28 protein-coding genes are annotated in these 23,302 nt (G+C 61.4%); 11 read left to right on the top strand and 17 right to left on the bottom strand.

Translation table 11 applies throughout. The annotated features are described in order from the left end of the window. Positions 1-111 precede the first annotated feature (111 nt). The 4 genes from Q1A85_RS05385 to Q1A85_RS05400 all read right to left on the bottom strand — a co-directional run bounded on the left by Q1A85_RS05385 (position 112) and on the right by Q1A85_RS05400 (position 2,978). Positions 112-555 (bottom strand): MaoC family dehydratase, encoded by a 444-nt coding sequence (locus Q1A85_RS05385; protein ID WP_299686153.1) that lies wholly within the window; start codon positions 553-555, stop codon positions 112-114. 89 nt (positions 556-644) lie between these two features. Next, positions 645-1,517, bottom strand: coding sequence for a TIGR01459 family HAD-type hydrolase (locus tag Q1A85_RS05390; protein WP_299686155.1), 873 nt, complete (start codon positions 1,515-1,517; stop codon positions 645-647). A 151-nt stretch (positions 1,518-1,668) separates the two neighbouring features. After that, positions 1,669-2,049: a heavy metal-binding domain-containing protein gene (locus tag Q1A85_RS05395; RefSeq protein WP_299686157.1), complete on the bottom strand. Its 381-nt coding sequence runs from the start codon at positions 2,047-2,049 to the stop codon at positions 1,669-1,671. A gap of 8 nt (positions 2,050-2,057) precedes the next feature. Beyond that, positions 2,058-2,978, bottom strand: coding sequence for a manganese-dependent inorganic pyrophosphatase (locus Q1A85_RS05400; protein ID WP_299686159.1), 921 nt, complete (start codon positions 2,976-2,978; stop codon positions 2,058-2,060). Between the two features lie 555 nt (positions 2,979-3,533). On the opposite strand from Q1A85_RS05400, the gene Q1A85_RS05405 reads away from it, so the two are divergent. Beyond that, the gene (locus Q1A85_RS05405; protein ID WP_299686161.1) at positions 3,534-4,208 is read left to right on the top strand and encodes a DUF2161 domain-containing phosphodiesterase; all 675 of its coding nucleotides are present in this window, start codon (positions 3,534-3,536) and stop codon (positions 4,206-4,208) included. Here Q1A85_RS05405 and Q1A85_RS05410 read toward each other — a convergent pair whose 3' ends face one another. The 3 genes from Q1A85_RS05410 to Q1A85_RS05420 form a co-directional block, all read right to left on the bottom strand. Beyond that, complete coding sequence (locus tag Q1A85_RS05410) at positions 4,209-4,598, bottom strand: hypothetical protein (RefSeq protein ID WP_299686163.1); 390 nt, start codon at positions 4,596-4,598, stop codon at positions 4,209-4,211. 107 nt (positions 4,599-4,705) lie between these two features. Beyond that, positions 4,706-5,206, bottom strand: a complete 501-nt coding sequence (locus Q1A85_RS05415; RefSeq protein ID WP_299686165.1) for a hypothetical protein — start codon at positions 5,204-5,206, stop codon at positions 4,706-4,708. 67 nt (positions 5,207-5,273) lie between these two features. After that, positions 5,274-5,555 carry a PepSY domain-containing protein gene (locus Q1A85_RS05420; RefSeq protein ID WP_299686167.1) on the bottom strand — a complete coding sequence of 94 codons (282 nt, stop codon included), beginning with the start codon at positions 5,553-5,555 and terminating at the stop codon, positions 5,274-5,276. 294 nt (positions 5,556-5,849) lie between these two features. On the opposite strand from Q1A85_RS05420, the gene Q1A85_RS05425 reads away from it, so the two are divergent. The 4 genes from Q1A85_RS05425 to Q1A85_RS05440 all read left to right on the top strand — a co-directional run bounded on the left by Q1A85_RS05425 (position 5,850) and on the right by Q1A85_RS05440 (position 9,444). Further along, positions 5,850-6,137, top strand: a complete 288-nt coding sequence (locus tag Q1A85_RS05425) for a co-chaperone GroES (protein WP_299686169.1) — start codon at positions 5,850-5,852, stop codon at positions 6,135-6,137. 77 nt (positions 6,138-6,214) lie between these two features. Further along, positions 6,215-7,861 (top strand): chaperonin GroEL, encoded by a 1,647-nt coding sequence (gene groL / locus Q1A85_RS05430; RefSeq protein ID WP_299686171.1) that lies wholly within the window; start codon positions 6,215-6,217, stop codon positions 7,859-7,861. A 177-nt stretch (positions 7,862-8,038) separates the two neighbouring features. Further along, complete coding sequence (locus tag Q1A85_RS05435) at positions 8,039-8,584, top strand: AAA family ATPase (RefSeq protein ID WP_299686173.1); 546 nt, start codon at positions 8,039-8,041, stop codon at positions 8,582-8,584. Next, on the top strand, positions 8,581-9,444 hold the full coding sequence (locus Q1A85_RS05440; protein WP_366140559.1) for a DMT family transporter: 864 nt from the start codon (positions 8,581-8,583) through the stop codon (positions 9,442-9,444). Before Q1A85_RS05435 ends, Q1A85_RS05440 begins: the two co-directional genes overlap by 4 nt. Here Q1A85_RS05440 and Q1A85_RS05445 read toward each other — a convergent pair. After that, on the bottom strand, positions 9,410-9,862 hold the full coding sequence (locus Q1A85_RS05445; protein ID WP_299686175.1) for an NUDIX domain-containing protein: 453 nt from the start codon (positions 9,860-9,862) through the stop codon (positions 9,410-9,412). The genes Q1A85_RS05440 and Q1A85_RS05445 overlap by 35 nt on opposite strands. Before the next feature lie 89 nt (positions 9,863-9,951). Here Q1A85_RS05445 and Q1A85_RS05450 point away from each other — a divergent pair, with 89 nt between their 5' ends. Further along, positions 9,952-10,674 carry an alpha/beta fold hydrolase gene (locus Q1A85_RS05450; protein ID WP_299686177.1) on the top strand — a complete coding sequence of 241 codons (723 nt, stop codon included), beginning with the start codon at positions 9,952-9,954 and terminating at the stop codon, positions 10,672-10,674. Continuing rightward, a complete protein-coding gene (locus Q1A85_RS05455) occupies positions 10,661-11,800 on the top strand; it encodes an alpha-D-ribose 1-methylphosphonate 5-triphosphate diphosphatase (protein WP_299686180.1) in 1,140 nt (379 codons plus the stop codon). The genes Q1A85_RS05450 and Q1A85_RS05455 overlap by 14 nt, the downstream gene beginning before the upstream one ends. On the opposite strand, the gene Q1A85_RS05460 is transcribed toward Q1A85_RS05455, so the two are convergent. From Q1A85_RS05460 to Q1A85_RS05470, 3 genes are all read right to left on the bottom strand, one after another. Further along, complete coding sequence (locus Q1A85_RS05460) at positions 11,797-12,864, bottom strand: 5-(carboxyamino)imidazole ribonucleotide synthase (RefSeq protein WP_299686182.1); 1,068 nt, start codon at positions 12,862-12,864, stop codon at positions 11,797-11,799. The genes Q1A85_RS05455 and Q1A85_RS05460 overlap by 4 nt on opposite strands. Continuing rightward, the gene (purE, locus tag Q1A85_RS05465; protein WP_299686184.1) at positions 12,857-13,351 is read right to left on the bottom strand and encodes a 5-(carboxyamino)imidazole ribonucleotide mutase; all 495 of its coding nucleotides are present in this window, start codon (positions 13,349-13,351) and stop codon (positions 12,857-12,859) included. Before purE ends, Q1A85_RS05460 begins: the two co-directional genes overlap by 8 nt. A 67-nt stretch (positions 13,352-13,418) precedes the next feature. Further along, positions 13,419-13,643, bottom strand: coding sequence for a DUF465 domain-containing protein (locus Q1A85_RS05470; RefSeq protein ID WP_299686186.1), 225 nt, complete (start codon positions 13,641-13,643; stop codon positions 13,419-13,421). Between the two features lie 156 nt (positions 13,644-13,799). Here Q1A85_RS05470 and Q1A85_RS05475 point away from each other — a divergent pair, with 156 nt between their 5' ends. After that, entirely contained in the window at positions 13,800-14,210 is a 411-nt protein-coding gene (locus Q1A85_RS05475) for an Hsp20 family protein (protein WP_299686188.1), read from the top strand. 3 nt (positions 14,211-14,213) lie between these two features. After that, positions 14,214-14,438, top strand: a complete 225-nt coding sequence (locus tag Q1A85_RS05480; RefSeq protein WP_299686190.1) for a DUF1150 family protein — start codon at positions 14,214-14,216, stop codon at positions 14,436-14,438. A 187-nt stretch (positions 14,439-14,625) separates the two neighbouring features. On the opposite strand, the gene Q1A85_RS05485 is transcribed toward Q1A85_RS05480, so the two are convergent. The 4 genes from Q1A85_RS05485 to trxB form a co-directional block, all read right to left on the bottom strand. Next, on the bottom strand, positions 14,626-15,687 hold the full coding sequence (locus Q1A85_RS05485; protein WP_299686192.1) for a Hint domain-containing protein: 1,062 nt from the start codon (positions 15,685-15,687) through the stop codon (positions 14,626-14,628). A 218-nt stretch (positions 15,688-15,905) separates the two neighbouring features. After that, a complete protein-coding gene (locus Q1A85_RS05490) occupies positions 15,906-17,975 on the bottom strand; it encodes a bifunctional sulfate adenylyltransferase/adenylylsulfate kinase (protein WP_299686194.1) in 2,070 nt (689 codons plus the stop codon). A 127-nt stretch (positions 17,976-18,102) separates the two neighbouring features. Continuing rightward, complete coding sequence (locus Q1A85_RS05495; RefSeq protein ID WP_299686196.1) at positions 18,103-19,800, bottom strand: adenylate/guanylate cyclase domain-containing protein; 1,698 nt, start codon at positions 19,798-19,800, stop codon at positions 18,103-18,105. Between the two features lie 102 nt (positions 19,801-19,902). Continuing rightward, positions 19,903-20,868, bottom strand: coding sequence for a thioredoxin-disulfide reductase (trxB, locus tag Q1A85_RS05500; RefSeq protein ID WP_299686198.1), 966 nt, complete (start codon positions 20,866-20,868; stop codon positions 19,903-19,905). 176 nt (positions 20,869-21,044) lie between these two features. Here trxB and Q1A85_RS05505 point away from each other — a divergent pair, with 176 nt between their 5' ends. Both Q1A85_RS05505 and Q1A85_RS05510 read left to right on the top strand, forming a co-directional pair. Further along, positions 21,045-21,545, top strand: a complete 501-nt coding sequence (locus tag Q1A85_RS05505; RefSeq protein ID WP_299141697.1) for an Lrp/AsnC family transcriptional regulator — start codon at positions 21,045-21,047, stop codon at positions 21,543-21,545. Between the two features lie 101 nt (positions 21,546-21,646). Continuing rightward, a complete protein-coding gene (locus tag Q1A85_RS05510) occupies positions 21,647-22,174 on the top strand; it encodes a flavodoxin domain-containing protein (RefSeq protein ID WP_299686201.1) in 528 nt (175 codons plus the stop codon). Here Q1A85_RS05510 and Q1A85_RS05515 read toward each other — a convergent pair. Next, the gene (locus Q1A85_RS05515; protein WP_299686203.1) at positions 22,171-22,986 is read right to left on the bottom strand and encodes a Hint domain-containing protein; all 816 of its coding nucleotides are present in this window, start codon (positions 22,984-22,986) and stop codon (positions 22,171-22,173) included. The two genes, Q1A85_RS05510 and Q1A85_RS05515, sit on opposite strands and share 4 nt — an antisense overlap. 165 nt (positions 22,987-23,151) lie before the next feature. Continuing rightward, the gene (locus Q1A85_RS05520; RefSeq protein ID WP_299686205.1) at positions 23,152-23,301 is read right to left on the bottom strand and encodes a hypothetical protein; all 150 of its coding nucleotides are present in this window, start codon (positions 23,299-23,301) and stop codon (positions 23,152-23,154) included. Position 23,302: the final 1 nt, after the last annotated feature.

A 23,302-nucleotide genomic window follows, 5' to 3' on the forward strand; every position in this document is an offset into this window, starting at 1 on the left:
CAAGAGCAACCATGCGTTTCTTCTGACCAGAAATACCACGGGGTGAGGCCGCAGGCCGAGGGGCAGCGCCCCTTCCAAACAATCGCGTCGCGCGTCTGCGCGTCCTTTGGATCAGTCGAATTTGCGGGACGGGGCCAGCACGGTCGCTTCACCCACCAGCACCTTTTTCCCGTCCACACGGCAGGCGCAGTCCATCCGCACACGGCGTTTCGAAAAATCGATGTCCGTTACGGTCACCATCGCCTCGACCATGTCACCGGGTCGCACAGGCGCCAGAAATTTCAGCGACTGACCCAGATACACTGTGCCGTGCCCCGGCAACTGTTCACCGATCACTGCCGACACAAGGCCCGCCGTCAGCATCCCGTGCGCGATGCGCCCCTCAAAGATCGTGTCGCGCGCGTAATCATCGTCCAGATGCACCGGGTTCCGGTCCGTCGACACGGCGGCGAACATCTCGATATCTTCGTCCGTTACAACTTTGCGCAGGGACCGGGACATGCCCATTTCGATGTCTTCGATGCAGATTGTGCCACGGGGCTGGTTGTCCAACATCTGTACCCTCCGGTAATTTTCTGACGCAACGCGCGACTCTCACGCAAGGTAATTACTTTGCGCGCGCAGAAAAGCAAGGGAAATGTGGTCTAACGCAGAAAGCCGATCGCATAGGTGGGGGCGCTTTGTTCCTGTGTTAAATAGGCCTCCAGCGCATCCGGGTCCGGTTGGTGCGACGTTTTGGTCTCCGCCGCAGCGAGACCGCCAGAGATAAACAGCGAATCGATGTCTTCGCCCATGGCCCCCGCGATATCCGTGAGAACCCCATCGCCAATCGCGAGAATGCCCGCATCCGGCACGTCCGCGCCCAATTCCATCAGTCGGCGCCGCGCCAGATCGTAGATCGGCGGATGTGGTTTGCCGAAACAAAGGCTCTCGCCCCCCATATCGGTATAAAGCTGCGCCAGCGCACCCGCGCACCACTCCCGTACCTCACCGCGATCCACCACAATGTCAGGGTTCGCACAAAGCAGCTTCAGCCCCCGTGTCTTGGCCGCCAGAAATTCCGGGCGCATCACGTCAGGGTCGGCCATCGGGTCGCGCGGCCCCGTGCACACAATCCCGTCAGCCTCGTCCAGCGGCACCATGGTCACGTCCACAGGGTCCTTGATCACGCCGATGGGTTGAAAGAACTTTTCTTCGCCCGGTCGCCCGATGAAATAGACCTTGTTGCCCACCACGCCGCGAAACATCGCGGCCCGCGCACTGTCGCCCGAGGTGGCGATTGTGTCCCATGCGTCGTCCGGCACGCCAAACTGCACCAATTGCTTTTGCACACCCGCCCTCGGACGGGGAGAATTGGTGACCAGCACCACCTTGCCGCCGCGCGCTCTGTACGCCTGCAACGCCGCCACCGCGTCGGGCAGGGCGGCCACACCGTTGTGCACACAGCCCCACAGGTCGACAAACAGCGCGTCGTAGCGGTCTGAAATCTCTGCGAGCGAAGCGATAATCTGGGCCATGACACCTCCATCTGGCAAGGGTACTGGCGACTTGCCACAGTCGGTGCGCCAGCGAAAGGACTAACATCGGGGCGGGTCACGCCACCCTGCCAACGGCAAAGGGCCGCATATTTGCGGCCCCTTGAGAGACGTCTACCTGTCCGCCATGCGGTCAGAACTTAACGGCCGTTCCGGTGACTTTGCGGGAGGCCCAGCTGAGCGGTACAACACGCGGCGCTCCGACAGTCACGTTGATCACCGCATCCGCACCACGTTTTGACGCCTCCTGCCGCAACCGCTCCAGCGCATCCTCGCGGGTCGGATCCGGATGAAAGGCGGTCAGCTTGCTCACCTCAATCTCGATGTCACCCAGCGCGGTGAAAGTGCGATTTGGCGTGCCGTCGAAAGTCTGAATATAAGCCGCAGGCGTGGCCGCCTGCGCAACGGGTGCTGTCGTGACAGTCTCCGGTCCCGCCGTGACGAACTGGCCGTTCTGCACGTCACAGGCCGTCAACGCGGCCAGCGCCACCATGGGCGCGGCAAGTCTTTTCAAGATGTGGCTCAGACCTTTAGATTGGGAATGATCTGCTTTTTGCGGCTCATCACGCCGGGCAACACCACGGTGTCGCCGGACACTGTCGCGTCAAAGCTCTTTTCGGCAACGCCCTTCACCCGATCGTTGGGGATCAGCATCGTGGCCTCTTCGTTCAGGATATCGACGACAAACAGAAGCACTTCGTCTGCGCCGTCTTCCTTGGCCACGTCGACCATCGACGCCATCAGGCTGTCCTTGCGGTCCAGCACCAGCTTGGGTGCGGTGGTTTCCAGAACGGACACCCGGAACTGTGTCCCGTCCACGGCGTATTCCTTGCTGTCCATGCGCAAAAGCTCCGCGTCGGAGAATGCGGAGACGTCGGATTTCGCCTCGAACATCTGAGACGCGTATGCGCTGATGTCGATGTCCAGATCTTTGGCCAGATCATAGGCAATCGCCTTGTCTTCCTGCGTGGTCGTGGGCGAGCGGAATTCCAGCGTGTCGGATAGGATGCACGACAGCATCGCGCCTTTGACCCACTTGGGCGCTTGCGCCATGTCCTTGCCGATCATCTTCCACATGATGGTGGCGGTGCAGGCCAGCGGTTCAATCCGGATGTCGATGGGGCCCTTTGTCTCCAGCCCGCCCACCAGCTTGTGGTGGTCGATGATGGCTGTGATGTCGGCGTCGTTGATCGCGTCGGGCAGTTCGGCGGGATTATTGGTGTCTACGATGACAACGGGCTGATCGGCGTCCACACCGTCGATGATGCGTGGCTTGGGCAGGTCCCAGTGGTCCAGCACAAAGGCCGCTTCGGTGTTGGGCTCGCCCAGCAGGACCGCTTCGGCGTCGCCGCCCTTGATCTCGTTCAGATACCACGCCCAGATGATGGGCGAACCGGTGGAATCCGTGTCGGGTGATTTGTGGCCAAAGACAAGCGTGGTCATGGGGGAGGCGTCCTTTAGAATCCGAATTTCGCGCCCTTATAGCAGCGCGCCCGCCGGTGTCACCGGGGGCGAAGGGTGATCATGTGACGCAGGCTGCGTTGACGGGTCCGCGCACGCCGTATATCCTGACCTTATTCCAGCCAAGGAGTGCCCTGCACATGGACAAGTCAGCCTGACCGCACACCCCTTTCGCGCCATGACATGGCGTATTCTGGCATCGGAGTATTCTGACAATGGACCATTCTATCTGACTCGCACGGCGGGTTGAGCCCGCGCATTCGCGCCGTTCCATTCAGATCACGAGGCACATCATGCCCAAAACATCCAAACCCTCCCGCAAACGCGGGGACACCCGAACTTTGTCCGCGCCACGTCCCAAGACCCCGGTGCGCCCCTCTGCCGCCCCGCGCGGCGGACGACCGCAACGCGGTGCACAAACCCAAGGGGGGCGCCCCCCGCGCTTTCCGGGACGTACTGGCGGGCGTTAGACCTTGCCAAAAGGCCCGGGCGCAGGCTTAGCTCGCCCGGGCAAACCCTTCTGACCAGCCAAAGACCGTGACCGCCCGCGAAACCGACCTTTATCCCCCCGTCAAAGCCTTCCTCGAAGATCAGGGCTATGTGGTGAAATCCGAAGTCGGCGCGGCGGATGTTGTGGCCGTCCGGGGCGGTGAACCACCGGTAATCGTCGAGTTAAAACTCGGATTTTCGCTGGCGCTTGTGCATCAATGTGTCGCCCGGCTGGGGCTGAGCGATGACGTCTACATGGCGGTGGCGCGCGGCAGCGGCAAACGGTTCCTGAAGACGGTCAAAGACATGACACGGCTTTGTCGCAGGCTGGGTCTGGGCCTGTTGACCGTGCGGCTGTCGGACGGTCTGGTGCAGGTGCATTGCGATCCCGGCCCTTACGCTCCACGCAAGAACGCCAAGCGTCAGGGCCGCTTGCTCAAGGAATTTGCGGCCCGAACGGGCGATCCCAATGACGGCGGGCAGACCCGCGTCGGGTTGGTGACCGCCTACCGGCAGGACGCGCTGCGGGTCGCGCTATATCTCTTTGAGGTGGGCGCAAGCAAAGGCGCGGATGTGGCGCGGGAAACCAACGTGGCGCGCGCGACCACAATGATGCGCGACAACCACTACGGCTGGTTCGAGAAGGTGGAAAAAGGCGTCTACGGCCTCACCCCGCAGGGCGCGGAGGCCGCTGGCCAAGTCCAGGATCAGCTGGGCGGGTGATCACACCCGGAAATTGCCGCCCGTCTCCAGCGGGCGCCCGTTCTGGCTGTAGGTGATGGTGTAATCCACGGTGCCGTCGTCCTGCTGCACAAACACCGCATCCGCCCCGCTGGTATAGCGTGTCGAACCGGCGCAGGTGGCCGAAAAGGCGATCAGGTTGCCGCTGACAGTCTCATCAAAACTTGCAAAGCCCGCATTGGTGCAGATGCGTCCCACCATCTGGCGCACCTGTGCGCGGGAAAAGGATTCGGTCCGGTAGGTGCCGGTCACAGCCGTTCCGCCCGACTGGACGGCCATGCGCACCGTATCGGGCGATTGGGCAACCTCACCGCACGCGGTGAATGACAGGACAAGGCCAAGGCATGATGCGGTCTTCAGGATCGGTCGCATGATGATCTCTCTAACTCTCTGGTGATCAAATATCCCCCGACGCTAGAGACGCCCCAAGCGCGGGTCAATACGGGGGCGCAGTCCGGCAGGGACCGAGGCGTGGCCCATCAAGCCCGGTGCGGCACAAGCGTCTCGGACATCAGATCGTCCAGAAACAGGCTGAGCAATTGCAGGCGCCCGGAGACATCCGCTTTGCGATAAAGGGCGGCGCATTGTGCCTTGACCGTGCCTTGGGCTGTCTGCCGCAGTTCTGCCATTTCGGCGACGGAAAACCCTTTGAGTGCCAGAACAGCCACGGCGCGCTCCGCCTCGGTCAGGTCCCATTCGTCAAATCGGGTTTCCAACAGATCGGCAAATGCGCCAGAGGCAACCTTGAGCTGATCGGTGATTTCGGTTTGCCGCCGCATGATCTGGCGCAGTTCGGACCCGGTAAAGGCGAGGCCCAGAAAAAGAGCGACCGTAACGATCCCTTCGACCGCATCGCTTTCGGCAAGAAATGCAGCTTGTCCCGGCATCACCAGATCAAAGAAGATGTCGTAAAGGAAATAGGCGCAACACAGCGCCTGTATGCCAAAGAGGGTCCACAGGATCGTCTGACGCGCGGGCATGGCACTCACTTTCCATTAGAGGAGGACCGCCCGAACTGCGCGGGCGATCCATTGGGTTCGGGTCAGCTTAGTCGTCGTCGCCGTCTTCGTCATCTTCGAGTTCCATGGCGATGATGTGACCTGTGTCTGCGGCCACTTCGACCTCGTAGGCGACACCGTCCAGTGTCACGTCGACTTCGATCTCGCCCTCTTCGGCTTCGAACTCTTCGACCGTGTAGCCCATGTCGGTCAGGGCGGCGCGAATGCCCTCCTCTGTTGTGCCAAGGGGCTGGCCCAGTTCCAGCCCGGCAAACGCCGTGGCAGGGACAAGAAGACCGGCGAGGATGGCGGGTTTGATGAGCGTGTTCATGTGTCGTTTTCCTTTGTTGTTTGGCTGTGCCGCGTCGTAGCGGATGGCATGAACTTGGACACCGGCTGGATCATATCGAATTGGACTTTCGGGCGAGGTTGGGCGGCCTAGGCCAAAGGTTTATGGGCCGTTTCGGTCGGTTTGATCGAATTTTTGGGATCACACGCCGCCGCAGGCGTTGACTCGTCCGCGCGAGGTGCCTAACTACGCGACGTTATCACTCGTACCAAGTGAGTGCTAACGGCCCCGATCCGGGGTCGAGGGAGAAACTTTGAGCCTCAAGGAGCTACAAAGATGGCATTGAAACCGCTTCATGATCGCGTGCTTGTACGCCGCACCGAAAGCGAAGAGAAAACCTCTGGTGGTCTGATCATTCCCGACAGCGCCAAGGAAAAGCCGAGCGAAGGCGAGATCGTTGCCGCAGGCCCCGGCGCGCGCAAAGACAGCGGCGAGCTGATCGAGATGGGCGTGAAAGCCGGCGATAAGGTGCTGTTCGGCAAATGGTCCGGCACCGAGGTCACCATCGAAGGCGAAGAGCTGCTGATGATGAAAGAATCCGACATCATGGGGATCATCGAGTAAGCGACCGCGCTGCTGCGATGGGCGATTGTCCATCTTAACGATGAATTCCGAACACTTATTCTCAAAGGAGAACGAAAATGGCTGCTAAGGACGTCAAATTCGATACAGACGCGCGCTCGCGGATGCTGAGCGGCGTGAACATCCTCGCCGACGCCGTCAAGGTGACACTGGGCCCCAAGGGTCGCAACGTGGTGCTCGACAAATCCTTCGGCGCGCCCCGCATCACCAAGGACGGTGTGTCGGTCGCCAAGGAAATCGAACTGGAAGACAAGTTCGAGAACATGGGCGCGCAAATGGTCAAAGAAGTGGCCCAGCGTACCAATGACGAAGCGGGCGACGGCACAACAACCGCAACCGTGCTGGCGCAAGCCATCGTCAAAGAAGGCATGAAATCGGTTGCTGCGGGCATGAATCCGATGGACCTCAAGCGCGGCATCGACATGGCGACCGGCAAGGTCGTCGAAGCGATCAAGGCGGCTGCGCGCGAAGTCAACGACAGCGCCGAAGTGGCGCAGGTCGGCACCATCTCCGCCAATGGCGAGAGCGACATCGGCCAGCAAATCGCGGACGCGATGCAGAAGGTCGGCAACGAGGGTGTCATCACCGTCGAAGAAAACAAAGGCCTCGAGACAGAGACCGACGTCGTCGAAGGTATGCAGTTCGACCGTGGCTACCTGAGCCCCTACTTTGTGACCAACGCGGACAAGATGACCGCCGAGCTCGAAGACTGCATGATCCTGCTGCACGAAAAGAAACTGTCGTCGCTGCAGCCCATGGTTCCGCTGCTTGAGTCGGTGATCCAGTCGCAGAAGCCGCTGCTGATCATCGCGGAAGACGTCGAAGGCGAAGCGCTGGCGACCCTCGTGGTCAACAAACTGCGCGGCGGCCTGAAGATCGCAGCCGTCAAAGCCCCCGGCTTTGGTGACCGCCGCAAGGCCATGCTGCAGGACATCGCAATCCTGACTGGTGGTCAGGTGATCTCCGAAGATCTGGGCATGAAGCTCGAGAACGTGACCATGGACATGCTGGGCACCGCCAAGCGCGTTCAGATCACCAAAGACGAGACCACAGTCATCGACGGTGCGGGCGAGAAAGCCGAGATCGAGGCACGCGTTGCCCAGATCCGCGGCCAGATCGAAGAAACAACATCCGACTACGACCGTGAGAAGCTGCAAGAGCGTGTGGCCAAACTGGCTGGCGGTGTTGCTGTGATCCGTGTCGGTGGCATGACCGAAGTCGAAGTGAAAGAGCGCAAGGATCGTGTGGACGATGCGCTGAACGCGACACGCGCTGCTGTGCAGGAAGGTGTCGTCGTCGGTGGCGGTGTTGCACTGGTTCAGGCGGCCAAGTCGCTGGACGGTCTGGAAGGCGAGAACAATGACCAGAACGTCGGTATCTCGATCGTGCGCAAGGCCATCGAGGCTCCGCTGCGTCAGATCGCCGAGAATGCCGGCGTCGACGGTGCCGTGGTTGCGGGCAAGATCCGTGAAAGCGACGACGTCACATTCGGGTTTAACGCGCAGACCGAAGAATATGGTGACATGTTCGCCTTTGGTGTGATCGACCCTGCCAAAGTGGTGCGCACTGCTTTGCAGGACGCAGCATCGGTTGCAGCATTGCTGATCACAACCGAAGCCATGGTCGCCGACAAGCCTGCCAAAGAAGGCGCGGGCGGTGCCGGTGGCGGTATGCCCGACATGGGCGGCATGGGCGGCATGATGTAAGCCTGCCCAAGCGTAAGACATCAGGGGGTCGCCCGGCTGGGCGGCCCCCTTTTTTTGTTGGGTCGTCGGGTGCTCTGTTTTGCCCCTTTCGGGTCAAAAGGCGCCCACCCGCCGACCCCGGTATTGCCCTTGCCTTGACCGTGGCGCTGCGCCACTTTCGCCGTGAAAGGTGGGCCGATGCAGCGCGTGATGATCATTGGACAGCCCGGATCGGGCAAGTCGACGCTTGCGCGGAAACTCGGCGCACTTACCTTTTTGCCAGTGATCCATATGGATCACATCCATTGGACATCCGGTTGGGTGGAACGGACCACCGCCGAAAAGACACGGATGAGCCTTGAGGTCATCAAAGCCGCCAGTTGGATTTTTGAAGGCGGGCACAGCGCCACCTATGCGCAACGACTTGACCGGGCTGACACGTTGATCTGGCTGGACATGCCTCTGGGTCTTAGGGTGCGCCGTGTGCTGTGGCGAAGCCTGCGGTACTTTGGCCGCACGCGCCCGGATTTGCCGGAGGGATGTCCTGAACAACTGAGCCCTGAATTTCTTGCGTTCATCTGGCGCACGCGGCACAGGGCGCGAGCCAGAATGCGTGCGGTGTTTGACGCGGCAGGCCCGGACAAAGTGACGTATCATTTCACCGCACCGGCACAGGTGCAGACCTTTCTGGCCGATTTGCGCGATGCTTTGGCGGTTGGCAATTTGGGCATTCCACACCGGTGAACCAATCCGCGCGCCTGATCCTTTTGACCTGTGTGACGATGGTCGCCTTTGCGTCCAATTCGGTACTGAACCGGTTGGCGGTGGAAAGCGGGTCGATTGATGCGTCGAGCTTTGCCGTGATCCGGGTGCTTGCCGGTGCGCTGGCGCTGTGCATGATCCTGTCGGTGCGGGGCGGCGGCCTGCCTGTTGTGGCCAAGGGCAGGGGCGTGGGTGTCATCAGTCTGAGCGTTTATATGGTTGGGTTTTCGCTGGCTTATGTGACGCTTGATGCTGGCCTTGGGGCGCTCATCCTGTTTGGCACGGTGCAGGTCACCATGTTTGGTTGGGGTGCGTTGCGGGGCGCGGCACCGACTGTGCGGCAGGTGACGGGGGCGAGCGTTGCATTTGCCGGGCTGGTCTTTGCGCTCTGGCCGCGTGGCGGGGGCGGGGGCACGGACCTTGCCGGTGCATTTTTGATGGTGCTCGCCGGTGTGGGGTGGGCGGCGTATACGCTGGCCGGGCGCGGTGCCAAAGATCCGCTTGCGGCGACGGCTGCCAATTTCGTGGTGACCTTGCCGGTGATGCTGCTTTTGCTGGTGGGCGCGTCCCTGCACGCGGCTCCGTCGGGCATCGCTTTGGCCATTCTGTGCGGTGCTGTTACCTCCGGGCTTGGCTACGCGCTGTGGTATAACGTGCTGCCGCAACTCACCGCGCAAACCGCTGCTGTCGTTCAACTATGCGTGCCAATCATTGCGATCGCCGCCGGTGCAGCACTGTTGGGCGAGGCTGTGGGGCTGGACCTTGTTCTGTCCGCGCTGCTGGTCTTGGGCGGCATTGCCGTGGCCGTTACCGCACCAAAAGCTCCAGCGGATCGTAGCTGATCCCGCCGGTGCCAAAGGCCACATCGCCAAGGCTGTCAGGTTTGTGCGGTGTCTGTGCCAACGCCTCGGCGGTGAGCCACCGGCGCTCTGTTACGATAGCCTCCGGGTCAGTCCACGCGGTTGGGCGGGGACTGCCTACGGCAAGCGTGCAATGGAAAAACACGTCCACTTGGTGGAACTGGCTCTCAGGATCGTGGAATTCGTTCAACAGGCAAGGCGCGCCGACAGTCACGTGCAGGCCGGTTTCTTCGAAGACTTCGCGGATCAGGTTGTCGGGCAGGGACGTGCCGACATTCACTCCGCCACCGGGAACACACATCAGCGGGCTTTGGCCATCGGGAAATGCGTTGACCATGAGCAGGCGATCATCTTCGACAATGATGGCGCGAACGGCGAGGCGTGGGGATTTTGGGCGCATGGGCAGTCCTGTCCGGTGCATTTGGGTCATTCCATAGGGCGGGTGGACGCGCTATCTCAAGCGTCATGCGGATATGTGCCCTGATTATGATGTTGTGTGTTGCCCGGCCTGCGCTGGCGGATTGCGTGATCCTGTTACATGGGCTGGCCCGCAGCGAAGCGTCGTTGCTGGTGATGGAAGCCGCGCTGGAGGCCGAAGGATTCAAAGTGGTCCGGCCCGGATACCCGTCCACGGCCGAAACAGTGCAGAGCCTTGCCAGCGACGTGGTTCCACAAGCGGTTCAGGCCTGCGGCAAAGACACGATACATGTCGTAACCCATTCAATGGGTGGGATATTGGTGCGCTACTGGTTCGGCACGCAGTGGAAGCCCACCCGACTGGGGCGTGTGGTGATGATGGGGCCGCCCAACCACGGCAGCGAAGTTGTCGATACCTTGGGTGATCTGGCCGCATTTGGCTGGATCAACGGCCCGGCGGGAACGCAGCTTGGCACCGGGCCGGACAGCCTGCCGCAACGGCTTCCGGCGGTGACCTATCCGGTCGGGATCATCGCGGGCAGTCAATCATTGAACCCTTACTTCTCATCGCTGTTACCGGGGCCGGACGATGGCAAAGTATCGGTCGCCTCGACCCGTGTGGACGGCATGGCGGCGCATCTGACGTTGCCGGTCACGCACACGTTCATGATGAATAACCCACGGGTCATCGTGCAGGTGGTGCAATTCCTGCGTGACGGTCGGTTCGAAGCGGATCTGACATGGGCAGAGGCTGTGCTTGAGCAGTTTGGCGTGGACGAAGATGCTCGCGATTGATCTGACGGGCGCAAAGGTTCTGTTGCCGGACGGTCTTGCTGCGCAACGGCTGAGCATTGCGGACGGCTGTGTGGTGGCTGAGCGTGCGGGCCGGGCCGTGGACCTGACCGGCTATCGCGTGCTGCCCGGCATCATCGACGTGCATGGCGATGGGTTCGAACGGCACGTGGCCCCGCGCCGCGGCGCGATGAAGGAGATGACCGAAGGGTTGCGCGCGACCGAAGCAGAACTGGCCTCCAATGGCATCACCACGGGCGTTCTGGCACAATTCCTGAGTTGGGAAGGCGGGCTGCGGGGACTGGATTTCGCGGATCAGGTCTTTGCCGGGCTCAGCGCCGTGCGCGGTGACGTGGTGACGGATTTGCGGCCGCAATTGAGGTTCGAGACGCATATGCTCGACCAGTATGACGACCTGCCGGATCGCGTGGCGGCGTGGGGCATCGATTACCTCGTGTTCAACGATCACCTGCCCCATGACCGGCTGGCCGAGGGGCGCAAGCCGCCCCGCCTGACCGGGCAAGCGCTAAAGGCGGGTCGGAACCCGGACGCGCATTTTCAGATGTTGCTGGACCTGCACGCAGTGTCTGATCAGGTGCCTGCCGCTTTGGACGTGTTGTGCGGACGGCTGAGGGCGGCGGGTGTGCGTATCGGCAGCCACGACGACCAAACGGATGCTGACCGCGCGGTGTGGCACGCGCGCGGCGCGCATGTGGCAGAGTTTCCCGAGACGGCTGTCGCGGCGGAGGCTGCGCGCAAGGCGGGCGATGCGGTTGTGTTGGGCGCGCCGAACGTCGTGCGCGGCGGCTCTCACAAGGGCAACGCATCGGCTGTTGAGTTGATCGCCATGGGGCTGTGCGACGCGCTGGCGTCGGACTACCACTACCCCTCGCCGCGCCGGGCAGCGCTGATGCTGGCGCGCACGGGAATGCTGGATTTGCCGTCGGCATGGGCACTGCTGTCCTCTGGCCCCGCACAGGTGCTGGGCCTGTCCGACCGGGGCGCGCTTGTGCCGGGTCTGCGGGCCGATCTTGTCGTTCTGGATGCACATGACCGCGTGGCCGCCACAATCGCGGGTGGCCGGGTCAGCTACATGTCCGGCGACATTGCAGAACGGTTCGTGGGTTAGCGGGTGATCCGGTTCACGTGGCCCATTTTGCGGCCCGACCGCGTTTCGCCCTTGCCGTAAAGATGCAGTGCCGCGTCGGCGTCACGCGCAATCTCTGGCACGCGGTTCATGTCATCGCCAATCAGGTTCTCCATGACCACATCCGCATAGCGCTGGCCGTCGCCCAACGGCCAGCCCGCCACGGCACGGATATGCTGTTCGAACTGATCCACGGCGCAACCGTTCTGTGTCCAGTGGCCCGAATTGTGCACCCGTGGTGCGATCTCGTTCACGATCAGGCCTTGCGCCGTCACGAACAGCTCAACACCCATCACGCCAACATATTCGAGCGCGTTCAGGATTTGCGCCGCCAGCAGAACCGCGTCCGTGCGCTGTGCTGCGGTCAGTCGGGCCGGCACCGTCGTGGTGCGCAGGATGCCGTCCGCATGTACGTTTTCACCGGGGTCAAAGCACGACACGCTGCCGTCGACGCCCCGCGCTGCAATCACCGACACCTCATGGCTGAAATCCACGAACCCTTCGAGGATCGCAGGCGCCCCCTGCATCTCGGCCAAGGCACGCTTGGCGTCTTCGGGCGTGGTCAGGCGGGCCTGTCCCTTGCCATCATAGCCAAAGCGGCGCGTTTTCAGAATGGCAGGCGTGCCGATCTGCGACAATGCAGCGGCCAATGCGGTCATATCCGGCACATCCGCGAATGGCGCAGTCTTCAGTCCGAGGTCCTGTAGAAACTGCTTTTCGACCAACCGGTCCTGACTTACCCGCAGCGCCTCGCGACCGGGACGGATCGGCGCGTGATCTTCCAGCGCATCCAGGGTCAGGGTCGGGATATTCTCAAATTCATAGGTGATGACATCCACCGACGTGGCAAAGGCATAAAGGGCGTCATTGTCCTCATAGGGTGCAGTTGTGACCATATGCGCCACATCCCCTGCGGGTGGGGTTTTGCCGGGCTCAAAGATATGCGTGCGAAAGCCCAGCCGCGCCGCTGCAACGGACAACATCCGGCCCAATTGACCACCGCCAAGAATGCCGATGATGGCGCCCGTCGCCAGCGGTTCAGTCATCCTGCGGCACCTCGGGGATTGAGGCCGACAGCGCCGCGCGCCAAGCCTCCAGCCGTTCGGCCAGCGCATCGTCAGATGTGGCGAGGATCGCGGCGGCCATCAGCCCGGCATTTGCTGCCCCCGCGGCGCCAATGGCCATGGTTGCCACCGGATAGCCACGCGGCATTTGCAGGATGGAATAAAGGCTGTCGACCCCGGACAATGCCTTGGTCTGCACAGGCACGCCGATCACTGGCACGCGCGTCTTGGACGCCATCATGCCTGGCAGATGTGCGGCCCCGCCTGCGCCTGCGATTATCGCTTTCAGTCCCCGGTCCGCTGCGGTCTTGCCGTAGTCCCAAAGGCGGTCCGGCGTGCGGTGCGCGGATACGATACGCGTCTCGTACGGCACCTTGAGCGCGTCCAGCATCTCGGTGGCTTCGCGCATTGTGGGCCAATCCGACTGGCTGCCCATGATGATGCCAACGGCGGGAGGGGTGTCAGTCATGTCAATTCGCCCGTCTGAAAGAAGCGCGCACTATAGCCAGAACGGACCAAGTGGCAATGGCCGCGCCTCAGGCGATGATATCGGGGGTCAAACGGTCTTCGATGAGGGCAATCTTGTCCTTCAGAAGAAGCTTTTTCTTCTTCAGGCGCTGGATCGTAAGCTGATCCGACGTGCCCTTGTCCTGAAGCGCCCGGATCGCCTCGTCGAGGTCGCGATGCTCGCGGCGGAACACCTCCAACTCGACGCGCAGAACATCGTCCGTCTTCATCGAAATGTCCGAGGGCGCATTCATGCCGTGATTCCAATCTGTTCCAGACTTTAGAATATAATCACACAACTGCGATGCGCCTAGACCTTGTTCCGCCTTGGTTTACTGCCCATATTCATGACATCCGCTGCCGCTCTTGGGGTGGGTAAATGACTGTCGCTTGACCAAAGGACGTGTCGCATGACGAAGATGACGCTTGGCTCCTATCCCCATATGCTTGGGTTTGAGCAACTGGAACGACTGCTGGAACGCACGGCCAAAAGCGCCGAAGGCTATCCGCCGTTCAATATCGAACAGACATCCGATAACTCGTACCGGATCACGTTGGCTGTGGCTGGCTTTGCCGAGGCCGACCTGTCGATCACGGTCGAAGACCGGCAATTGGTCATTCGTGGCCGCCAGTCCGAAGAGGTGACAGAACGCGTTTTTCTGCACCGTGGGATTGCCGCGCGGCAGTTTCAGCGCAGCTTTGTGCTGGCCGACGGGGTCGAGGTGGGCGAGGCCATCATGGAAAACGGGCTGCTGCACGTCGATCTGACCCGCGCCCAGCCCGAAAAAATCGTCCAGACCATCAGCATCAGGAAAGGATAGGTCATGAACACGCCTTATGATTTGAACGCCGATGTGGGCCGGATGGTCTATGTGAAACCCATTGCGGTCGACGCCCTGCCCAAAGATGTGCAGGAACAGGCCGAAGGGCTGGAACAGCTGTTTGCCGTCCATGACGCCGAGGGCCAGCAACTGGCACTTGTGGCAGATCGCAAGCTCGCGCTTGCCTTGGCCCGGCAGCATGACTATGCGCCCCAGCCGCTCCATTGACGAAAAGGGCGCGCGCCCCGGCCTGAAAGTTTGGAAAGGGTGGCTGTTTGGCCGCCCTTTTTGTTATCGGGCCGCCTGAGAATGGACGATCACATGCAGCCTGCGATGTCTGGACGGGCGGTCATCGGCTTGAGGGACGCGGCACAGCGTCGTCAGCATTCACGGCGCTTAGTAAAGCTGCGTGATCCTATGCGGCGTAAAACATGGCGGGCACCGGGCGGGACGTATCGCGTTGCTGCAAACCAAAGGCGTCACGCACCAGATGCGCCTCCTTGCGGCGCACAACGGGTCGCGCGGTGAAGGGGTGGGACAGATCGGACCAGCGCGCTTTGCTGTCAGCTTCGAACGCGTCCAAGGTTTCCTGAGACATCACACCGTGCACCGCATCGCCCAACAGCAAACTTTCCGCCGGTACACCGTTGGCAATCAGAATCTCGTGATCCTCACACAGCAGATGATAATATGACATTTCGGCACGCGCCTGTTTGGTCACGGACACGCCATCCACCAGATGCTTGGCCGAGATCAAAATCTCGGTTGATGAAAAGTAGGTTTCGAATGCTGGGTGGCGCAGCATGATCCGGTGCTGCGGCGACACAACCAGCGGCGCGGCGCCACCCACCCAATCCGGCAACACCGTAACCGGCGCCGCCCGCCCAAGGCCCGGCACAACGGAATGCGCCCGCCAGACCACCTCTTTTGGGCCACGATCATAGGTCAGGACAAGATCGCCGGGGTTCAAATCTTCGACCGGCATCTCACCGCCCGGCACGCGGATCAGCGTGCCGGCCGCAAAACAAGCAAAGCGGACCGTCTCGGAGGAATTGAGGTCGTTGGTGTAAAAACCCGGCGGTTCGCCACCGCCGGTGAAATTGTCGAAATACCACGTCTCAAGATCGAAATTCGGGGACCAGACAACCTGCGTCAGATTGCCGTTTTCATCCAAACCCTCAAAAACAATGGCCCCTTCATTGCCTTCGATCGGGGTGCCGTCATTTGCTGTGGTGTAGTCGCTTCGGATGATGGTGGCGTTGGTGATCGTTGCAGCCCCGTTGCCGGTAAAGCTGACCGAATACACCTCACCGACCTCAAAGAGCCGCGGATCACTGTCGCCCGCTTGTGACGTGATTGTCAGGTTGCGCGTAGACGTCGGTGGATAGTCGAACCGACTGTACCCCGGCGAGTAGTTCACATTGCTACCAGTGGCGGCGGCAAATTCGTTGTTCTCTGCGAAAAAAGTATATGGCATGGACCCGACTCCCGGTGAGGGGAATACCGGTCAAAAGTTGTCGACGGCTCAACGCGGCTGGAAAAAATCTGCACCAATTTAATTGAATGTTAGCCTGTCATCCGACGGCTTTGCCGTGGACTGTGCACAAAATCGCCCGCGCCGTGCAGGGCGAAATGCAACAAAAAACGCGCCCCGGCTTGGGGCGCGTTTCAGTGGGTTTTGATATGCGGTTGGCGTCAGCCCGCGATAAGGCCCATGCTTTCCAGCTTGAGCAGCACCTGATGGGCGCAGTTGTCGACTTCGACATTTTCGGTCTCGACGCTCAGCTCGGGATTTTCAGGCACGTCATAAGGGTCTGAGATGCCGGTGAATTCCTTGATCTTGCCTTCACGCGCCAGCTTGTAGAGACCTTTGCGGTCGCGGCGTTCACATTCCTCGATCGTTGTGGCCACGTGCACCTCGACAAAGGCACCAAAGGCTTCGATGTCCTCACGTACGGCGCGCCGTGTGGTGGCGTAAGGGGCGATGGGGGCGCAGATGGCGATCCCGCCATTTTTGGTGATCTCACTGGCCACGTAACCGATGCGGCGAATGTTCAGGTCACGGTGCTCCTTGGAAAAGCCCAGCTCGGAGCTGAGGTTTTTCCGCACGATATCGCCATCCAGCAGCGTGACAGGACGGCCACCCATTTCCATCAGCTTGACCATAAGCGCGTTCGCGATGGTGGATTTGCCCGACCCTGAGAACCCGGTGAAGAACACGGTGAACCCCTGCTGCGAGCGCGGTGGCTTGGTGCGGCGCAGTTCCTTGACCACCTCGGGGAAGGAGAACCATTCGGGGATTTCCAGACCTTCGGCCAGACGGCGGCGCAGTTCGGTGCCCGAGATGTTGAGGATGGTTACGTTGTCCTTGTCCTCAATCTCGTCCGCAGGTTCGTATTGGGCGCGCTCCTGCACATAAACCATGTGTTTGAAGTCGACCATTTCGATGCCCATCTCTTCCTGATGTTCGCGGAAGAGGTCCTGTGCATCATAGGGGCCGTAGAAATCTTCGCCGGCGGAGTTCTTGCCGGGGCCCGCGTGGTCACGGCCCACGATAAAGTGGGTGCAGCCGTGGTTTTTGCGGATCAGGCCGTGCCAGACCGCCTCGCGGGGGCCCGCCATGCGCATGGCAAGGTTCAAGAGCGACATGGACGTGGTGGCCGCAGGATACTGGTCCAGCACGGCCTCGTAGCAGCGCACGCGGGTGAAGTGATCCACGTCGCCGGGCTTGGTCAGGCCCACGACAGGGTGAATCAGCAGGTTGGCCTGCGCTTCGCGGGCGGCGCGGAAGGTCAATTCCTGATGCGCACGGTGCAACGGATTGCGGGTCTGAAAGGCCACAACCTTGCGCCAGCCCATTTTGCGGAAATAGGCGCGCAATTCGTTGGGCGTGTCGCGGCGGGCGCGGAAATCATAATGCACAGGCTGCTGGATGCCGGTGACAGGACCGCCCAGATAGATGTCGCCCGCTTGGTTGTGCAGGTAGTTGACTGCCGGGTGCGCATCATCGTCAGCGCCAAACACCATTTCGGCTTCGTGCGCCTTGTTCGGCGTGTAGCGATCGGTGACGGTCATGGTGGCGAGGATCACGCCTTCTTGGTCGCGCAGGGCGATATCCTGACCGATCTCAAGGCCGTCGGCGAACTTTTCGTTCACGTCGAGAGTGATGGGCATGGGCCACAGCGCGCCATCGGTGGTGCGCATGGTGTCGACCACGCTTTTGTAGTCGGCCTCGCTCAGGAATCCTTTGAGCGGGTTGAAACCGCCGTTCATCAACAGTTCCAGATCGCAAATCTGGCGCGGGGTAAGGTCCCAGCTGACCAAGTCAGCGGCCTCGGTTTTCATCTTTTGCGCGCTGTCGTAGGACACGTACAGCTCGGGGATCGGAGCGAGATTGTTTTCCATCAATTTGTTCCTATGGGTGAGGGGATTGAAGCCTGAAGTTGTGCCCGTCAGTTCGGCGTAGATCGCGTCATACTCTGCGAACTTCCGGGCGAGAAACTGATCGGTGAGACGGTTTTTTTCCGCCGCACCGCGGGTTGTAAGCGCGTAAGACACCCGTTGCCGTTTGTCAGGGCCGTCATGGTCGCCAACCGCGACAAAGCCAGCCTGTGTCGCCTCACGCAGCAGCGCGTTGAGACGGCCCAGCGAAACGCCGATGGCCTGCGCCGTGGCCCGTTGGGACCCGTGGGGCCCCTGATCGAGCTGGCGCAGCAGTCGGAACAACTGATCCTCATGCTCTGGGTTGGCTTTGGGGCGTGTCATCTGCGACTCGGGTTGCACTCATTTACGTTCACGGGTGAACACATGTCAGAGAAAGTATGTTCATGAAAGAACAAACTTTGCCGCAGGGCAGAAATCAGCGAGCGTGGTTAATCAGCAACGGGTTGGGTTACTGCGCGGGAACCACGTGCCCCAGCCGTCCAAGCACGGCTTGCAGGTCCGCAGCCTGAGGCACGGCGAGCGCATCCAGCGGCTCTTCGCGGCCGCGCAGGTGCAGCGACAGCATCTCGGGGTGGGATACGGGCAAGCCCGCCGCAGCCAGCACATCCTCGGAAATCAGCGCTTCGACGCCGTGGACCTTGGTTTCGGCCTCAAGCCGGGAGGCGGTGTTGACTGCGTCGCCGATCAGCGTGCGGGGGGCTTGACCGGCTGCGCCGATCTCGCCCAGCACGACATTGCCCAGATGCACGCCGACACCAATGGCGACCGGGGGGCTGCCTTCGCGTTCGAGCGTTTCGTTGAAGTCGCGCAGCGCGCGCCCTATCCCTTCCACCGCCTGCAAGGCGGCACGTGCCGACCGCGCGGGGCTGTCGTCTTCGAACAGCGCCATGAGACCGTCGCCCATATACTTGTCTACCGTGCCACCTGCCTTGTTCAGGGGTGGCACGATCTGATCAAAGAACCGGTTCAGCAGGAACACCACATCATAGGGAAGTTGCCCGTCGGTACGGGCGGTAAAGCCGCGCATGTCCAGAAACAGAATGGCGAGCCGTGCTTCGTGCCCATGGCTGGCATGGGCACGCTTGCGCGAGCCATCGGGCGCAAACACGCGGTAGACGGTCACCGGCCCGGTGGGCCGCATCTGGCAGGCCAGGCGGGCGTTGCCGGATGCGCCGACCGCAGTCAGGCTGCGCGTTTCGGCGGCGGAGGGTGGGGGGACGTTGTCGTGGCCTTCTTCCAGCACCACGCGGCAAGTTGTACACCGCCCGCGACCACCACAGAGGGAGGTATGTGGCACTCCGGCGCCGCGCGACGTCTCCAGCACCGTCTGGCCACGGGGCGCGCGTACGGTGGGGCCGTCGACATAGGTCACGCGGATCGGTTTGCGAAGCGCCGCAACGGCTTGCCGGCCCACCACCAGCAGAAAGAACGCGGCCAGTACGGCCCAAATGATTTGGTCCGTTTGGGCGTCGATCCTGCCCAGCTGCGTAAACTCTGCCGGTCCGGGCCAGTTCCAGACCCGTTTCGCCAGCAGTTCCGCCCGCGAATCGTAAAGCAGCCCGGAGATCGCCCGCGCCGCCGTCACGTATCCCAGCAGGGCCAGTGTCGGGATCAGAACGGCCAGCGCGACCATCCAGCCAACATTGCGCCGCCACCACTCTGTCCCCTTGAGCCACATGTGCATCCCGATGGATCCATGGACCCAAACCACCAGCACCAGCGCCGCCTGCATCCAACCGTCCGCACGCCCCCAGATCAGGGTCGTTACATAGCCAATCTGGGTTTCCACGCCGAACTGCTGGAAGGCCACGCTGGTGTAGATGAAATGGCTGGAGAGCAGGAGCGGAATGGCAAGGCCAAAGGCGATCTGGAGGTAATCGACCAGCGGCATCCGAAGGCTGCGCTGGCGCACCAGCTTGGCCAGCGACAGGATCAGATGCGCCAGCAGCGCCGATCCGACAACCACCCCACCCGCGATACTGCGGGTCACATAGAGACGCACATCTTGAAAAATTTCGGCAAAGTCGGGTGAAATCAGCACCGACGCAATGTTGAGCAGGTGCAGCGTCACATAAAGCATCAGCACGAGGCCGGAGACGATCCGTATTCGTGTCGCCCATGTTCCGCGCCAGAGCACGTGCGTCATATGCCCTCTCCGATCCTGCCTGCCATGGCAAAGTGAATGCCCCGCACGCCAGCGTCAACGCGCATATTCTAAAACAGGTCAGGCCCGGTTTTATTCGGCGGATTATTCCGCGGCGAGATCCGCGCTGTCTTCGGCTTCGGCGAGGAACCGTTCGGCCTCAAGCGCCGCCATACAGCCCATGCCCGCAGAGGTGACCGCTTGCCGGTATTTGTGGTCGGTCAGATCGCCCGCGGCGAACACACCGGGGATCGATGTTTCGGTGCTGTCGGGTTTTGTAACGACATAGCCGCCCATATGGGTCTCCAGCACGTCTTTGACCAACTCATTGGCGGGCGCGTGGCCGATGGCGATAAACACACCCTTGGCCGGAACCTCGCTGAGTTCGCCGGTCTGGACATTCTTGACCCGCACACCTTCAACGCTCATGGGGCTGTCACCGCCGTAAACTTCTTCGAGCTGATGAAACCAGAGCGGTTCAATCTTGGGATTTTTGAACAGACGGTCCTGCAAAATCTTTTCCGCACGCAATTCGTCCCGGCGGTGGATCAGCGTGACCTTGGAGGCGAAATTGGTCAGGAACAGCGCTTCTTCGACCGCGGTGTTGCCGCCGCCCACCACGACGATCTCCTGACCCCGGTAAAAGAACCCGTCGCAGGTGGCGCAGGCGGACACGCCGAAGCCCTTGAATTTCTCTTCGGACGGCAGGCCCAGCCACTTGGCCCGCGCGCCGGTGGCAAGGATGACCGCGTCTGCGACGTATTCGGTGCCGCTGTCGGATTGGCAGACAAAGGGGCGTTTGGAAAAATTGATGGACGTGATGATATCACCTACGATCTCGCAGCCCATTGCCTTGGCATGTGCTTCCATCCGGACCATCAAATCGGGGCCCTGCACCTCTGTATCGCCGGGCCAGTTCTCCACCTCGGTTGTTGTGGTCAGCTGGCCGCCCGGCTCGATCCCTTGCACAAGGACCGGCTCCAGCATGGCGCGGCTGGCATAGACGCCCGCAGTATAGCCCGCAGGGCCGGAGCCGACGATCAGAACCTTGGTACGTTTGGTGTTGGCCATGGGTGGGTCCTTTCGGGAAAAAGCAGCTGTGCAGATATAGAACGCGTCGGGCAGGGATTGAAGCCTGATCTTGCGCTTGTGATTTGGGCGCCGTCTTTCAAAAAATTGCGCAGCTGTGAAATAATATTGCGCGCGCCTTGCGGGCTGCTATAACAACCGCAAAATCAGGGGGCGTTATGGCAAGCACACGGCTGGATCCGATTGACCGCAAGATATTGGCGGAATTGCAGGCGGATGGCCGCATGACAAATGTCGAGCTGGCCAAGCGCGTCGGGATTTCCGCACCGCCCTGCCTGCGCCGTGTACGCACACTGGAGGAAAGCGGATACATCCGCGGCTACCATGCGGATGTGGACAGCCACGAGTTGGGCTTTGAAGTGCAGGTGTTTGCAAATGTGGGCCTCGCCAGTCAGGCGGAGGCCGACCTCAGCGCCTTTGAGGATCGGTGCCGCGCATGGCCGCTGGTCCGTGAGTGCCACATGCTGAATGGTGAGGTGGATTTCATCCTGAAATGCGTCGCGCCGGATTTGTCGAGCTTTCAGAGCTTTCTGACCGGCGAACTGCTGACCACGCCCAATGTGGCAAGCGTCAAGACATCGCTGGTGATCCGGCAGGCAAAGGATGCCCCAGGTGTGCCGTTCGATGTGTTGGAAGAGCGGCTGGCCAAATCCGCCTGAGCCAGAATTGATCTGGCGCAACATTGTGCCCATCCATTCACGCTAAACTGTCCAGGCGATGCGCCGGGCCGACCCGGCTGCGGGTTGGCTAGGAGCGCGCGATGACGGTATTGATCTTGTTCGAAAGCGTTGAGGGACACACAGCCAAGGTCGCCGAATACGTGTCTAACACTGTGCAGGCGTTGGGACACGCGACACATGTCGTTGATCTGGGCGGCAATGCGTCCGTGGATTTTGACGACGTGAGCCACGTTGTTCTGGCGGCCTCGGTGCATCAGCGGCGCCACCCCAGGCAGTTCGAGGCGGCGATTGCTGCACATGGTCAGGCGCTGGAACGGTTGCCCACTTTGACGCTGTCGGTGAGCCTGAGCGCAGCCTTTCCCGAAGGGCGGGAAGAGGCGCAGGATTATCTCGACGAGATGAAGATGCGGACCGGGGTGCATCCAACCCGGGAGGCCTTGGTGGCGGGTGCCGTGCAAACGGCGAAGTATGACTACTTTGCCATGCAGGTCGTGCGCTATGTGGTGCTGAAAGGGCGAGAGTTCGATACCTCCGCCCCATCGCATGTGTTCACCGACTGGGAGGCGTTGCGCGCCACCGTGACCGGTTTTTTGGCCACCGCGGCCTAGATCACGTCCTCGGGTTCGGGCGCGCGCGGGTGCGCAAGCGGGCCGAAATCCGTGATGTGCGCGATATGCGGGAACATCGACAGGAAATGGTCGCGCTGGGCATGTGTGACCTGCCGAGTGGCATTCATGCCGGGGTGGAATGTCTCCATCTCGATCCCGCCCACGGTGATGGCCGCGTGCCGGGTCAAACACAGATGGAACAGGCGCACCGGCGTGGGTGGCACAACCTCGATGATGTTAACGTTGTCGGTGAACAGCCGTGCGGGGGTCAGCAGTGGCGCACCGCCCGTGGTGCCGCGCAGATGCGCAGGCGTCTGCAACAGGCGTGCGGCAGGGCCGACCGTCACAAAGGTTTCCGGGCGGTTTTGCCCGAAACTATCGGCCATGATGCGGATCAGGGGCATACGGCGGCCTGCATCGGCGGGCACAAAACTTGACGAGCCGATCCAGACAACCTGCGCCGGCTGTCCGGTGGAGGTGTTCAACCAGTCGCCCGGCTGCAAATCCTCGACCGCGATGTCTCCATCCGGTGCTGACAGAACCGCGCCGCGGCTGAACGCGGAAAAGGCGGATTCGAACAGTGGCAGGGCCGGGGCCTTGAATGTTGAGATGCTGCGCGAACCATCCGCGCGCATCGCCGCCACTTCGAATGTACGAAACGGTGCGGTGCCGGGGTCCGAAATTGGCGCAGCGTAAGATGTCTGGTCGATGCGCGGCGTGCGCATGGCAGCAGCAGGTGTCATGTGTAACCTCGTCAGTCCGGTCACATCCGCGTCGGCCCCCACCGACGACGACAGATGGATCATCTCCATGTGTCATAGTTCTGCCATCATAATTCGTGGATTTGCCGCAAATTGTCAAAAACTGCTAGACATTCAGCGAAAAAGGCGCACCAATGGCGCGCCTTTCGGGGGATTGTTGAACTGGTTTACGCCAGTTCGCCACAATTTGATTCTGTTTTGTCGCGTATCGGAGGCTCAGGCGGCCTTGGCGACGACGAATTCAGGTTTGGCCGGTGTGCGTTTGGCGATGAACGCGGCGCGACGGGCGCCGCGGGCCCACGGCATCTGCGGCGTTTCCTCGGCGGCGGTTGCGACCACGGACTTGATAAAGCGTTGCTTGGCCATG

This window comes from uncultured Tateyamaria sp. (assembly GCF_947503385.1).
Classification (GTDB): Bacteria; Pseudomonadota; Alphaproteobacteria; order Rhodobacterales; family Rhodobacteraceae; genus Tateyamaria.

Coding starts and splice junctions, on each gene's coding strand:
- Q1A85_RS05385 (WP_299686153.1), bottom strand. CDS start 555: ATGTTGGACAACCAGCCCCGTGGCACAATCTGCATCGAAGACATCGAA.
- Q1A85_RS05390 (WP_299686155.1), bottom strand. CDS start 1,517: ATGGCCCAGATTATCGCTTCGCTCGCAGAGATTTCAGACCGCTACGAC.
- Q1A85_RS05400 (WP_299686159.1), bottom strand. CDS start 2,978: ATGACCACGCTTGTCTTTGGCCACAAATCACCCGACACGGATTCCACC.
- Q1A85_RS05410 (WP_299686163.1), bottom strand. CDS start 4,598: ATGCGACCGATCCTGAAGACCGCATCATGCCTTGGCCTTGTCCTGTCA.
- Q1A85_RS05415 (WP_299686165.1), bottom strand. CDS start 5,206: ATGCCCGCGCGTCAGACGATCCTGTGGACCCTCTTTGGCATACAGGCG.
- Q1A85_RS05420 (WP_299686167.1), bottom strand. CDS start 5,555: ATGAACACGCTCATCAAACCCGCCATCCTCGCCGGTCTTCTTGTCCCT.
- Q1A85_RS05425 (WP_299686169.1), top strand. CDS start 5,850: ATGGCATTGAAACCGCTTCATGATCGCGTGCTTGTACGCCGCACCGAA.
- groL (WP_299686171.1), top strand. CDS start 6,215: ATGGCTGCTAAGGACGTCAAATTCGATACAGACGCGCGCTCGCGGATG.
- Q1A85_RS05435 (WP_299686173.1), top strand. CDS start 8,039: ATGCAGCGCGTGATGATCATTGGACAGCCCGGATCGGGCAAGTCGACG.
- Q1A85_RS05445 (WP_299686175.1), bottom strand. CDS start 9,862: ATGCGCCCAAAATCCCCACGCCTCGCCGTTCGCGCCATCATTGTCGAA.
- Q1A85_RS05450 (WP_299686177.1), top strand. CDS start 9,952: ATGTTGTGTGTTGCCCGGCCTGCGCTGGCGGATTGCGTGATCCTGTTA.
- Q1A85_RS05455 (WP_299686180.1), top strand. CDS start 10,661: ATGCTCGCGATTGATCTGACGGGCGCAAAGGTTCTGTTGCCGGACGGT.
- Q1A85_RS05460 (WP_299686182.1), bottom strand. CDS start 12,864: ATGACTGAACCGCTGGCGACGGGCGCCATCATCGGCATTCTTGGCGGT.
- purE (WP_299686184.1), bottom strand. CDS start 13,351: ATGACTGACACCCCTCCCGCCGTTGGCATCATCATGGGCAGCCAGTCG.
- Q1A85_RS05470 (WP_299686186.1), bottom strand. CDS start 13,643: ATGAATGCGCCCTCGGACATTTCGATGAAGACGGACGATGTTCTGCGC.
- Q1A85_RS05475 (WP_299686188.1), top strand. CDS start 13,800: ATGACGAAGATGACGCTTGGCTCCTATCCCCATATGCTTGGGTTTGAG.
- Q1A85_RS05480 (WP_299686190.1), top strand. CDS start 14,214: ATGAACACGCCTTATGATTTGAACGCCGATGTGGGCCGGATGGTCTAT.
- Q1A85_RS05485 (WP_299686192.1), bottom strand. CDS start 15,687: ATGCCATATACTTTTTTCGCAGAGAACAACGAATTTGCCGCCGCCACT.
- Q1A85_RS05490 (WP_299686194.1), bottom strand. CDS start 17,975: ATGACACGCCCCAAAGCCAACCCAGAGCATGAGGATCAGTTGTTCCGA.
- Q1A85_RS05495 (WP_299686196.1), bottom strand. CDS start 19,800: ATGACGCACGTGCTCTGGCGCGGAACATGGGCGACACGAATACGGATC.
- trxB (WP_299686198.1), bottom strand. CDS start 20,868: ATGGCCAACACCAAACGTACCAAGGTTCTGATCGTCGGCTCCGGCCCT.
- Q1A85_RS05505 (WP_299141697.1), top strand. CDS start 21,045: ATGGCAAGCACACGGCTGGATCCGATTGACCGCAAGATATTGGCGGAA.
- Q1A85_RS05510 (WP_299686201.1), top strand. CDS start 21,647: ATGACGGTATTGATCTTGTTCGAAAGCGTTGAGGGACACACAGCCAAG.
- Q1A85_RS05515 (WP_299686203.1), bottom strand. CDS start 22,986: ATGGAGATGATCCATCTGTCGTCGTCGGTGGGGGCCGACGCGGATGTG.
- Q1A85_RS05520 (WP_299686205.1), bottom strand. CDS start 23,301: ATGGCCAAGCAACGCTTTATCAAGTCCGTGGTCGCAACCGCCGCCGAG.